This is a genomic window from Exiguobacterium profundum, from assembly GCF_042652865.1.
GTDB lineage: Bacteria > Bacillota > Bacilli > Exiguobacteriales > Exiguobacteriaceae > Exiguobacterium > Exiguobacterium profundum.
Map to the genome: position 1 here is coordinate 1,130,940 of NZ_JBHSHG010000001.1, position 12,322 is coordinate 1,143,261.

A 12,322-nucleotide genomic window follows, 5' to 3' on the forward strand; every position below is an offset into this window, starting at 1 on the left:
CTCCTTAGAATTGCTCGATGAAACGTAAGTCATTTGTGTAGAAATGACGGATGTCATCGACGCCGTGTTTGAGCATCGCCATACGCTCCACTCCGATTCCGAATGCGAATCCTGACACTTTTGATGAGTCATAGCCAGCCATCTCTAAGACATGAGGATGGACCATTCCGCCTCCGAGAATCTCGATCCAACCGGTTCCTTTACAGACGTTACATCCTTTCCCGCCACATTTGAAGCAAGAGATATCGACTTCGACCGATGGTTCCGTGAACGGGAAGAAGCTTGGACGAAGACGAATTTCGCGCGTTTCACCGAACAACTGCTTCACGAACACTTCGAGTGTCCCTTTTAAGTCAGCCATCGAGATGGATTCATCGACAACCAATCCTTCGATTTGCATGAATTGATGCGAATGCGTCGCATCGTCTTCATCACGACGATACACTTTACCTGGACAGATGATGCGAATCGGTTTTCCGTTCGCCTCCAACATCGTGCGAGCCTGTACGGGAGATGTATGAGTACGAAGCAACGTCTCTTCCGTGATATAGAACGAGTCTTGCATGTCTCGTGCAGGATGATCTTTTGGCAAGTTCAGCATTTCGAAGTTATAGAGATCGGTCTCGACTTCAGGACCTTCAGCAATCGTATATCCGAGTCCAACGAACAAATCTTCCATCTCGTCGATGATTTGTTGCAAGAGATGGCTATGGCCAGGAGTCGATGTCCGTCCCGGGAGTGTCACATCAAGCGTTTCCGCTTTTAACTTTTCCTCTAATTCAATCGCCTTCACTTCTTCGATTCGAGCATCGAGTGTGCTTTGAATCGCGGTACGAACGGTATTGGCCAACTCACCGATGACCGGACGTTCCTCGGCAGATAATTTACCCATGCCACGGAGCACTTCAGTCATCGGTCCTTTTTTCCCTAAATATTTGATGCGGACGTCATTCAATGATTTTTGTGTGGATGCCTGTTTGATTTCTTCTAACGCTTCCACTTGTAACTGTTCTAATTGTTCTTTCATGTGTTCGCTTCCTCCTCAACATAAAAAAGTCCCTTCAGTCGTTGACTGAAGGGACGAATCATCGCGGTACCACCCTACTTGGCCAATTCATGGCCCACTTGAGAGCATCGTTATCGTGATGCCAAACCGGTGTTGTCTCCAACACGACTCCAGAGTGAATTCAGCGACGAATCCGGCAAAGGCTCTCAGTCACGGCCCTTGCTCCCTGAACGGAATCGGTCATTCGCTTACTATGTTCTTTCAACGTCATATCTTATTCATCGATGTGTTTAACCTATCACGTTTTTCACGTGCTGACAAGATTATTGTAAAGCGATGCGATACATTAAAATACCCGCAGCGACCGCCGCGTTGAGCGATTCCGCGTCGCCGAGCACCGGAATATGCACACGTGTGTCACAGAGTGCCAATACATCAGCATGAACCCCTTGTGCCTCATTCCCGATGACGAGGGCCACTTTGTCTTCGAATGCAACTTGCTCATACGATGTTGCCTTTGAGAGAGCTGTGCCGTAGACGTGGAATCCATCCTCTTTCAGCTCAGGTAACTTTTCAAGCAAGTCGACCGAGGTCACGTTCACGTGAAACAGTGAACCTTGTGTGGCACGTACGACTTTGGCGTTGAACGGATCGACCGTACCTTTCCCGAGTAACACCGTATCGAATCCGGCAGCATCTGCTGTCCGAATCATCGTACCGAGATTACCCGGGTCCTGTACTCGGTCTAGTACGAGTACTTTCTTCATTTTTCGTTCCACCGGTGTCATCTTGACAACGGCAAACACGCCTTGGGTCTTTTCCGTTTCGGAAAGAAGGTCCGCAACGTGGTCGGATAACTCGAGGACTGGCATATCTTCAAGTCGCCACGTTCCTTTTGGTGAATACGACTCAGCCATGATGAGTTGGACGAGTCGACCGGCACGAATGGCCTCGTCCACCAAATGCTCTCCTTCTACTAGGAATTGACCCGTTTCTTGACGACCTTTTTTCGTCATCAATCGTTTTAATCGTTTAATCGTCTCGCTCTTCGTAGACGTAATCTTCGTCATATTATCCCTCTTTCAACCATTGGACCGTTTCGTGGTCTAAACGTTTCGTCAATGCGACAACGAGTTGTACCGCTGCCTCGTAATCATCCTTATGGATGATGGACACGTTCGTGTGTAAATAGCGGACCGGTACTGTCAATGCGATGGCCGGCATCCCAATCCCAGAAAGATGGAATCGCCCAGCATCTGTGCCACCGCCTGGCGTTAAGTCCAATTGATATTTGATGTCTTGCTCTTTGGCCACGTCAACGATGAGGTCGACAAGGCGTGGGTTCGTGACGGTAGTCGCATCAAAGAAGATGACTTGAACCCCGTCCCCGAGTTTTGACAACCCTTCTGCCTGGGTCATCCCCGGCGTATCACTTGGAATGCCTGTATCAACAGCAATCGCGACATCCGGGCGAATCAAGTTGGCAGCGGTCACCGCTCCACGTAACCCGACCTCTTCCTGTACTGTCGCTCCTGTATACACGACGCCTGGGAACGATTCTTCCTTCAGACGTTTTGCTGCTTCGATGGCAATCGCACATCCGATTCGGTTGTCCCATGCCTTCGCCATCAAGAAGTTCTCATTTTTCATGACAGTGAATTCACAATGGGGCACGACCGTATCGCCTGGACGAATTCCCCAATCAGCCACTTCGTCTTTCGACGTGGCACCGATATCTAAGAACATATCTTTGATTTCAACGGGTTTTTTTCGTGCCTCGAGCGGTAGGACGTGAGGTGGTTTCGCACCAATGACACCGGGAATCTTTTCACCAGACCGTGTGACAACATCCATTCGCTGTGCCAACAGCACTTGGTTCCACCAGCCACCGAGCGCTTGGAAACGAAGGAAACCGCCTTCTTCCACACGTGTCACCATGAAGCCGACTTCATCCATGTGACCCGCAATCATGACACGCGGACCTTCAGCATCTCCAGTCATTTGACCAAATAAACTTCCGAGTCCATCCTGTTCAAACGACTCGACATGCGGCTCGAGGTATTCACGCATCAATTGACGGACTTCTCCCTCATTGCCCGGGACGCCTGTTGCATCCGTCAAACGTTTTAACATATGTAACGATTCATTCATACCAATCCGCTCCTTTTCATTAATATCCTTGATTTTGTCGCTCATGGTTTACTTCATTTTTATTCATGTATGCCAGCAAAATGAGTTGCTCATTAAAACCGAGCGTATAACCAAGTTCGAGATAAGCTGCCATCAGCGTCTCGTACATGGCTTCCGTTTTTGAAAGACCAAAATTCGTCACTTTTCGATAAATATCTAAAAAAGCATCAGTCGCATCAAGATATGAACTTCCCGCAGGAAACGCATCTCGTTCATACCCAAGCGCAAGACCAAGTGACAGTAAGAAATGAATGCCGTCTACATATTCTTCTAAGATCACATCTTGAGGCGACGGTCCTTTCTTCGACCAAAACTTAAAGCTACGTGTTTCGTTAGCCAGTTCACCGAGCTCGACAAGCAGCGCCAGTAACCGTTCATCGAATTGATTGCCGGATAATCCATGTTGTGCTTTGATCCGCTCGTCTAATTCGCGCTGCCGATCAAACAATGTTGTCCAGTTCACCGGATGTTCCTCCTCTATCTCCACTTATAGCAGTACTAAAATCATTAAAGACCAGCCCACTGCTAAAATCAATACTTGTAATTGAAGCAGTTTTGGGGCATGAACAGCCTTCTTCCGAGTCAAATGAAGACCGAACAAGGCACCGATGGCTCCTCCTGCATAGGCGTATAGGACATTAAAGTCACCTTTTCCTTGCGCATACTGTTTCGCTTGGATATAGGTGTAAACGTTCAAGATAATGAGCGCTAAGGCGACGATCGCAACAACCGATTGATTCATACGCTTTCCTCCTTCTCTTAATTCTAAGAAATTCTAAAGAAAAAAGAAAGCGCCGAGAGAGTGTCTCGGCGCTGTCGATTGAACGATTACGCGTTCAATTTTGATTTAGCTGTTTCAGCGAGTGACGCGAATGCCTGTGCATCTGTCACAGCAAGCTCAGCAAGCATCTTACGGTTGATGTCGATTCCTGCAAGCTTGAGGCCGTGCATCATACGGCTGTATGAGAGACCGTTTGTACGTGCTGCCGCATTGATACGTGTGATCCAAAGACGACGGAAATCACGTTTCTTCTGACGACGGTCACGGTAAGCGTACATGAGTGACTTCATGACCTGTTGTTTTGCTACTTTAAATAGAATGTGTTTCGAACCAAAGTATCCTTTGGCAAGTTTAATTTGCTTTTTACGACGTTGACGAGTCGTATAACCGCCTTTTACGCGTGGCATATGGATTCCCTCCTAAATTGTTTCTGTATTACTTCGCGATCATGTTGCGAATGCGTTTGAAGTCTCCAGCTGATACGATAGCGCCTTTACGGAGCTTACGTTTCGCTTTAGTCGATTTGTTTGCGAACAAGTGACTTGTGTAAGCGTGTGAACGCTTGAGTTTACCTGATGCTGTACGTTTGAAACGTTTTGAAGCACCGCGGTGCGATTTCATTTTCGGCATGAGTATTTCCTCCCCACTGAGAATCGATAATTAATCTTCTTTGTTCGGAGCCAGCACTAAGAACATGCTGCGTCCTTCCATCTTCGGCTTTTGTTCAACTGTTGCCAAATCGGCACATTCCGCTGCCATTTTGTCCAAAACACGTTTCCCGATTTCCGAGTGTGTGATGGCACGTCCGCGGAAACGAATCGAAGCCTTCACTTTGTTTCCTTTTTCAAGGAACTTGCGTGCATTACGCAATTTTGTTTGGAAATCGTTGTCCTCGATTGTTGGACTGAGACGTACTTCTTTCATTTGGATGACTTTTTGGTTTTTACGCGCTTCTTTCTCCTTTTTCTGGAGTTCGAAACGGTACTTCCCATAATCCATAATTTTAGCGACCGGTGGATTTGCTTTATCCGCGACTAAGACGAGGTCTAGTTCCGCTTCTTCAGCTAAACGTAACGCATCGTTACGTGATGTCACACCGAGTTGTGCACCGTCTGCGCCAATGAGACGTACTTCACGGGCACGAATGTTTTCGTTGATAAAGAGCTCTTTGCTAATGGTTAGCACCTCCATCGTGCGATTGCACGAGATTTAGATTGACAAGACAACATGGCAATAAAAAAAGCGTCGGCAGTTTCCCACCCACACATCAGTTGAGGTCATAAAACGGCAGACGATGCCGAATGAACCAAGAACTTGATGGACCTGCCTGATGACTCTCAGACGAGGTGAAAAGCGGGTGCTTCTGCTTTGTTGTTTTTAATCACTATGTCATCTTAGCACTAGCAGGAAAAGATGTCAAGATATCGCGCATGAATAATTGGTAGCTCACACTTTTATGATGATACCAGTCATTCTCTCGTTTCGCAATACCTTTTCAAAGGGAATAATGAAATATCAAAGGAGGGATCGACATGAACTGGCGAAAAGATGTATCGCGAGAGCATGACTACCATGATCAAGTCCAGCAGATTGTCAGTAAGACGATGCAAGCACATGGGCTAGAAGACGAAAAATTACAGGCGGTATTAACAGACCTATTAGAAGAAATGAATCGCATTACTTTAAAAATCGTCGATGACCATGAGTCGGCTCAAAATTATATCCATAAACGGTGGTACTGAAACAACCCCACACCATGATCTTTGCGATGATTAAGACAAAAACGATAGAAGACGCCTGTCTCAACTTGATTGAAACAGACGTCTTTTTTAATTACTTCGCATATACCATTTGACCACCTAGGTGACCTGCATAAGCAAGTAGTCCGGCTCCGACGAGGGCAACGACAAAACTCAGTGTAATCCACAGCTTCCCTTTTGCACGATATCCGATTGCGAGCAAGACCACTGTGATGCCAAATGCAATCAAGCTGTACAGGGCAAAATGTTCATGGTTTTCAATCATCGCTTCTGTCACCGATGGCAGATTCGCTTCCGCATACTCTTCCGCACTATCCCCTGACAAGAAAGCTACTGCACCGGACAATAATCCTGCAACCAATGTGATGAGCGCAAACAATCGAAAACTTGTCCATTTGAAACTGATCAAAATCAATAGTGTACCAAACAACAGTAGACCGATTGGTGCGTGCACGAGCAATGGATGTAATGGGACTCCACCGAGCATAACAATTCCTCCTAAGATGTGATCAACTATTATGAAAGTTGTATACCCGATTCCATCATACGTTTATCCACTACTCCACTATTTCATCATGTCACATCATCAATTTGTAAGCGATTTGAAGAAGTTACCAATGGCCTCAAACAATCGGGCAAAGAATCCCTTTACTTCTTCTTGTTCGAGGAATGCCTGCACATCTTGACCCGCATCTTTCAATCCACTACTGATCGCTGACCAATCAAGATTTGCTTGCTGCATGTTTTCGAATAGCGTCGTCAGTTGAGCGAGTTGACCCTCAGACAACTGAACGTTATTTTGATTCAATACTTGAATGACGATGTCACGAATCTCAATATTTGTCTCTGGCATCTGATTTGCGATTTCCGCTTTAATCTCGTTCATGAGACCTGCTACGTCCTCTTGTCCGACTGTCTTACCGATTTCAGACGTGACCGCCAGCTCTTCTTGCGCCAATTCTTTTCGTTCATCCGACAGTTCAATCCCGGTCTCGGCCGCGGTCTGATCATATGCCTTCATAATTCCCGTCAAGGCCGAGGTACCCGTCACGTTAATCGGTGACGTGATATAAATATCGGCATCCGTCACACCCGCCGTGACGAGGGCGTTCGCATACATATCTTTCGTGACCCACGTCACGTTTTCCGTCTGAATATCAAGACCAGTCCCGTTCGTCAACTTGATTCGGGCAGACGAGTACATGCCGCCTCCACGCTGTGCTTGCGGGACCGAATCACCTAAATATTTTTCTTCATCTGCGGCAGTCGCGATAATGGGTTCGATTCCTTCTGGGGCATCCATACGCTCAAGTACCCATTTTTGTTGCTCTGAAGATAATGATTCACCAAGGGTTACAATCGTATCATTAACGATTGCCTCCGCTCCGACTTTCGGAAGCGCTCCTGTGAACGCAACCGCTCCAATAGTAAGTGCCAATACTGGCTTCATATAATTCATTAAGTATCACTCCTTACGTTTACGATACGTGTAGATGACCAAATACACATCCGTCTATAGACCGAAAAAAACCACCTTTCTGGTTGGAAAGGTGGTCCCTCACTTAACGTGAACGGTTCGCAATCTCATCTGTGAGCGATGCGATGAATTCATCAAGTGAAGCAGAAACTTGTTCCTGCTGACCGTAGCGGCGAATATTGACCGCACGCTCATCTCGCTCTTTATCGCCAAGAACGAGCGTCATCGGAATCTTCTTCATTTGTGCTTCACGAATCTTATAGCCTAGTTTCTCGTCACGGAGATCCGTTTCGACACGAACACCACGTTTGACAAGTTCTGCTTTCACTTCTGCGACGTATTCGTCGTGGACGTGTGAAACCGGGATCAACTTGACTTGGACCGGTGCGAGCCATGTCGGGAACGCGCCTTTATACTCTTCAATCAAGTAAGCGACAAACCGTTCCATCGTCGAGACGACACCACGGTGCAAGACGATTGGACGATGGTCCTTACCGTCTGGCCCAGTGTATGTCAAATCGAAACGTTCCGGAAGCAAGAAGTCGAGTTGGACAGTCGAGAGCGTCTCCTCTTTCCCAAGTGCCGTCCGTACTTGTACGTCAAGTTTCGGTCCGTAAAATGCCGCTTCGCCTTCTGCTTCGAAGTACGGAAGTTCGAGCTCGTCCATCGTTTCCTTCAACTGACTTTGTGCCATTTCCCAAATGGCATCGTTATCGAAATACTTCTCTTTATCAGCAGGATCGCGATACGAGAGACGGAAACGATAATCTTTTATGCCAAAGTCAGCGTATACTTCTTGAATCAAATGAACGATGTCTTTGAATTCTTGCTTCATCTGTTCAGGTGTAACGAACGTATGTCCATCATTCAATACCATATAACGAACACGTTGTAGACCTGTGAGCGCCCCTGACATCTCGTAACGGTGCATCCCGCCAAGCTCAGCGATTCGAAGTGGAAGTTCGCGGTACGAACGTGGCTCATGTTTGTAGATTGTCATGTGGTGCGGGCAGTTCATCGGACGAAGGACGAGTTCTTCGTTGTCCATCTCCATTTTCGGGAACATGTCGTCTTGATAGTGATCCCAATGACCAGATGTCTTATACAAGTCGACCGAACCGAGAACCGGTGTGTAGACATGTTGATATCCGAGTTCGAGTTCTTTATCAACGATGTAGCGCTCGACCGTACGACGAATCGCAGCCCCTTTCGGAAGCCACATCGGAAGCCCTTGACCGACTTCTTGTGAAACGAAGAAGAGGTCGAGTTCTTTCCCGAGTTTACGATGGTCGCGTTCTTTCGCCTCTTCAAGAAGACGCAAGTGTTCAGCGAGTTGTTCTTTCGTCGCCCACGCTGTCCCGTAAATACGCTGTAGCATCTTATTGTCTGAGTCCCCGCGCCAGTAGGCACCAGCCACGCTCATCAATTTGAAGATTTTCAACTTCGATGTTGACGGGACGTGAGGTCCACGGCAAAGGTCAAAGAACTCACCTTGATGATAGATTGTAAGGGTTTGATCAGCAGGAATGTCCTCAATCAACTCAATCTTGAGCGGATCTCCCAATTCTTTATAACGAGCGAGCGCCTCGTCACGGGAAACGACTTCACGTGTGATTTCTAAGTTTTCGTCGACGATGCGTTTCATCATCTTTTCGATTTCAGGAAGGTCTTCCTCATTGATGCGACGATCCATCTCGATATCGTAATAGAACCCGTTCTCAATCGTCGGTCCAATTCCGAGATAGATGTTGTTGTCTTCTCCGTATAACCGTTTGATCGCTTGAGCCATCAAGTGCGCTGACGAGTGACGCATCAAATCAAGACCATCTTCCGAGTCCGGCATCACGAGTTCGATTTTGCCGTCATGTTCGATTGGACGACGATAGTCGATGAGTTCTCCGTCTAGTTTTGCTGCGATTGCCTTTTTACGAAGTCCCGGACTGATCGAGCCCGCGACGTCTTCTGCTGTGACGCCTGCATCAAATTCTTTTACCGCGCCATCTGGAAATGTTAATTGAATCATGTACATCTGTCCCCTCTCAAAAAATGAATATAAAAAAAGCCCGTCCCTCAAAAAGGGACGAGCTTTGATTCTCGTGGTACCACCCTCGTTCCCAAGCAATCTGCTTGGCTCGAACACACGATAACGAGTGTGAATCGCCGCACGATTGACCCGTACGGTGCTCTGAGGGAGTAAATCCATCGTCGTCGTTAGGAAGCTTCCACCGCCCTTCCCTCGCTAAAACTCGTCTCGATGATCCATATCCTCTTCTATGCATCCTTTATATGTTTCTTAGTATAGTCAACTCACCAAAGAAAAACAATCCTTTACCGACGGCGATTTTCACCCTTTAACTCAATTTGGGTCGTCGTCGTGGAAATACGTTGCATGAGTCGCTGTGCCTTCATTTTATTTTGCGGCGAACCATCGATTGAAAAGTGCGTCTCGAGTTCTTCTCCGCTAAAGTTTGAACTGTAGAGCGTCGGCAAGCGATGCATCATCCGATACTGAAGAATGATCCCGAACAATTCATCTCGTACCCACGGACTGATGGCTTCAGCTCCGATGTCATCAATCAGTAAGACTGGCACATGTTGAAACGACGTCAAGAAAGAGTCGAACGACTCGGTACGAATTTTGCGTTTCGCCTCCGACACAAAGCCCGGAGCATGGACTAGAATCGTCTCGATGTCCGCCACCTTCAACTCATTGGCGATTGCGGCGAGTAAATATGTCTTCCCGACGCCAAAACTACCATGGAGATAGAGGCCGTTCACTTTTTGACGAGACTTCATCCCTGTTACAAATCGCATCGCTTCACGCAATGCGATTTTACGCGCGTCGTCGCCCCAATCGAAAGATTCGAAACTCGCCTCGCGAACTTCTTCCGGTAAAAACAAACTTTTGAATTTACGGTCCATTTCTTTTTGTCGTCTCGCCTGGCGATGTGCGACCGTTTCTTCATATCGAATTGCAATCTGTCCTAAATCGACATAAAGTACCGGTTGATGGCCTGGGATGACGGCCTGATCTTCTCTGAACGTTTTTCCATCCATCTGTTCCGCGTACTCACTCAGTTTGGTAAACCCGATTTCAATCGCCTTCTCCTCTAACTCTGGATGAGCGTTCAAAAATGCGATGACACCCGGGTGGTTCAGTGTACGTCTGCGAATCGACTCGTACGCCTCCCGAACTTCTTTTCGGTTCATCAACTGAGACAGCGACTGATTGATTCGTTCCATCCCCTCACCCCTTCTCTTTCAATTCATTTAATAGTTTCACAAGTTCCGCGTCATCCGGTACGGACGACTCGAGTTCTTTTTTCCTCGCTTGGTCGTATGAGCGCTGTTGTTTCGCCTCGTCCTCGAGCCATTTCGGCATATCCCCTTGTTGGGGTTTCCGTCGTGACCCGACTGTGGTGCGTTGCACACTCTCACGTTTTTGCTGTTTCTTCTCGATGAGCGCATCTTGAGATTCTTCACGCTCTAGCGCTTCTTTTGCATTCGTATAGCCCGCTGTTTTCCAACTCGTCGCAATGCGCAAGACATAGTTCTCGCTCAGCCTCGTCTGCTTCTTCACTTCGATACAGTAATAGAAGAGCGCATTGATGACCCCTGGCGCGAGACCGAGTGTGTCGACGAGTTCAATGACTAACTGTTCATCACTTTTTGAAAGTTGCGGGGTCTTCCGAAGCGTCGAGACATATTGATGTGGGTGTGCGGACTCCATCACTTCGGGATCATGCAAATCTCCTAGTTTCGTCTGTTCAAGTTCGACGGTCTTCTCTTTCCGGTGGCGCGTCTGTTTCTTCTTCAACTGCAGAACCATTTGACGACAACCGTCCCGCTTCTCTTGTTCGCTGAGTGGCAGGTACGCCTCATGTACGAAATATTCTTTCAACATTTCCGCCATCGTCTCTTCATCGAGTTGTGACACGTAGGCCAATTTTGTGATCGTTTCGTCTAATTTTTTCGTGAAAAATCCAACTGGAAAATTCGTCAGTTTTTTCACAATTTCCATATCGAACGAATAGTTGATCTCAATCTTAGCCCGGTCCGGCTTTTCATAATTTTTTTGTGTGAACGCACGATGGTTCACTCCTTTGACATCAAATACTTCATTGAAATCCTTTGTCACTTCGACGATGCCTGCGGGCAACGGATCAATCGTAAAACGCCCTTGCAGTTGTTTGAATCGTACTTCCCCGACTTTATAGAAGAGGAAACTCGACAGTAACCCATCATTCAAAAACGTGTGCGGTGCAAGCGGAACACGTAACTGATAAACGTATTGTGTCAATCGAGCGTCTTTTGTTTTATAGGTGCGCACTAATCCGATCGCTTCTAAGCGGAACAAACTGTCCATTAACTCATTGATAGAGAACTCCAACATCTCACACAATGCACTATGGGACATATAGTTGGATTTCATTTTGCCCGGTTTTAGTTCGCTCCATAACGTTTGATAGAGTGCGAGCGCCTTCACCCCGATGACAGGTTGATATAAGTGGTAAAGGGACTGGTACGATTCACGGTCGACTAGACCGGTACTCATGATTAACAATTCGTCCGTCCCAAAGATTGTACGTTCTTTCTCCATGGCTCTCTCCCTTGAAAAAGGGCGACCAGCAGGCCGCCCTTTAGTTGGTCGAATTTTCTTGCTTCATTAAATCTTCAAGTTCTTTAAAGAACACCGTGATGTCTTTGAATTGACGATAAACCGATGCAAACCGAACATATGCGACTTCATCGACTCGTGCAAGTTCATTCATCACAAGCTCGCCTACTTGTTCACTTGGAATTTCTGACTGGGCGAGGGCACGGAGTTGCTGTTCGACTTTCGTCACAACTCCTTCAAGCTGTTCAAGTGTGACAGGTCGTTTCTCGCACGCCCGAATAATGCCGCGAAGCACTTTTTCACGACTGAACTCTTCACGATTTCCATCTTTTTTAACAATGATGAGCGGTGTCTGTTCAACCGTCTCAAACGTTGTAAACCGATACCCACATTTTTCACATTCACGACGACGTCGAATCGAATAATGGTCTTGCACCGGACGGGAATCGAGCACTCTCGTTCCATTATGATCACATTTCGGACAACGCAT

The 12,322-nt window shown here is 47.1% G+C and carries 15 protein-coding genes; 1 reads left to right on the forward strand and 14 read right to left on the reverse strand.

All coding sequences use genetic code 11. The annotated features are described in order from the left end of the window. Positions 1–4: 4 nt before the first annotated feature. The 8 genes from pheS to infC form a co-directional block, all read right to left on the reverse strand. Positions 5–1,027, reverse strand: coding sequence for a phenylalanine--tRNA ligase subunit alpha (gene pheS, locus ACFO4U_RS05885; RefSeq protein WP_159562521.1), 1,023 nt, complete (start codon positions 1,025–1,027; stop codon positions 5–7). Between the two features lie 302 nt (positions 1,028–1,329). Continuing rightward, complete coding sequence (locus ACFO4U_RS05890; RefSeq protein ID WP_031423182.1) at positions 1,330–2,076, reverse strand: TrmH family RNA methyltransferase; 747 nt, start codon at positions 2,074–2,076, stop codon at positions 1,330–1,332. A gap of 1 nt (position 2,077) precedes the next feature. Next, positions 2,078–3,157: a M42 family metallopeptidase gene (locus tag ACFO4U_RS05895; RefSeq protein ID WP_196430896.1), complete on the reverse strand. Its 1,080-nt coding sequence runs from the start codon at positions 3,155–3,157 to the stop codon at positions 2,078–2,080. 19 nt (positions 3,158–3,176) lie between these two features. Beyond that, on the reverse strand, positions 3,177–3,659 hold the full coding sequence (locus ACFO4U_RS05900) for a dUTP diphosphatase (protein WP_012726694.1): 483 nt from the start codon (positions 3,657–3,659) through the stop codon (positions 3,177–3,179). 24 nt (positions 3,660–3,683) lie between these two features. Further along, positions 3,684–3,938, reverse strand: a complete 255-nt coding sequence (locus ACFO4U_RS05905) for a hypothetical protein (protein WP_074036543.1) — start codon at positions 3,936–3,938, stop codon at positions 3,684–3,686. An 86-nt stretch (positions 3,939–4,024) separates the two neighbouring features. Beyond that, the gene (rplT, locus tag ACFO4U_RS05910) at positions 4,025–4,384 is read right to left on the reverse strand and encodes a 50S ribosomal protein L20 (protein ID WP_012726696.1); all 360 of its coding nucleotides are present in this window, start codon (positions 4,382–4,384) and stop codon (positions 4,025–4,027) included. Positions 4,385–4,412: 28 nt separating this feature from the next. After that, positions 4,413–4,607: a 50S ribosomal protein L35 gene (rpmI, locus tag ACFO4U_RS05915; protein WP_012726697.1), complete on the reverse strand. Its 195-nt coding sequence runs from the start codon at positions 4,605–4,607 to the stop codon at positions 4,413–4,415. Positions 4,608–4,637: 30 nt separating this feature from the next. Continuing rightward, complete coding sequence (gene infC, locus ACFO4U_RS05920; protein WP_012726698.1) at positions 4,638–5,168, reverse strand: translation initiation factor IF-3; 531 nt, start codon at positions 5,166–5,168, stop codon at positions 4,638–4,640. 341 nt (positions 5,169–5,509) lie between these two features. Between infC and ACFO4U_RS05925 the strand changes: the two genes are divergently transcribed. Then, entirely contained in the window at positions 5,510–5,719 is a 210-nt protein-coding gene (locus ACFO4U_RS05925) for a hypothetical protein (protein ID WP_012726699.1), read from the forward strand. A 91-nt stretch (positions 5,720–5,810) separates the two neighbouring features. Here the strand turns inward: ACFO4U_RS05925 and ACFO4U_RS05930 are convergent, their stop codons facing one another. The 6 genes from ACFO4U_RS05930 to nrdR all read right to left on the reverse strand — a co-directional run bounded on the left by ACFO4U_RS05930 (position 5,811) and on the right by nrdR (position 12,322). Next, on the reverse strand, positions 5,811–6,224 hold the full coding sequence (locus tag ACFO4U_RS05930) for a DUF2231 domain-containing protein (RefSeq protein ID WP_074036537.1): 414 nt from the start codon (positions 6,222–6,224) through the stop codon (positions 5,811–5,813). A 99-nt stretch (positions 6,225–6,323) separates the two neighbouring features. After that, the gene (locus ACFO4U_RS05935) at positions 6,324–7,196 is read right to left on the reverse strand and encodes a DUF1002 domain-containing protein (protein ID WP_196430898.1); all 873 of its coding nucleotides are present in this window, start codon (positions 7,194–7,196) and stop codon (positions 6,324–6,326) included. A gap of 103 nt (positions 7,197–7,299) precedes the next feature. Next, a complete protein-coding gene (thrS, locus tag ACFO4U_RS05940) occupies positions 7,300–9,243 on the reverse strand; it encodes a threonine--tRNA ligase (RefSeq protein ID WP_074036535.1) in 1,944 nt (647 codons plus the stop codon). A gap of 299 nt (positions 9,244–9,542) precedes the next feature. After that, entirely contained in the window at positions 9,543–10,457 is a 915-nt protein-coding gene (gene dnaI / locus ACFO4U_RS05945) for a primosomal protein DnaI (protein WP_074036533.1), read from the reverse strand. A gap of 4 nt (positions 10,458–10,461) precedes the next feature. Next, positions 10,462–11,814: a DnaD domain protein gene (locus ACFO4U_RS05950; RefSeq protein WP_012726704.1), complete on the reverse strand. Its 1,353-nt coding sequence runs from the start codon at positions 11,812–11,814 to the stop codon at positions 10,462–10,464. Between the two features lie 40 nt (positions 11,815–11,854). Next, positions 11,855–12,322, reverse strand: a complete 468-nt coding sequence (gene nrdR, locus ACFO4U_RS05955; RefSeq protein ID WP_012726705.1) for a transcriptional regulator NrdR — start codon at positions 12,320–12,322, stop codon at positions 11,855–11,857.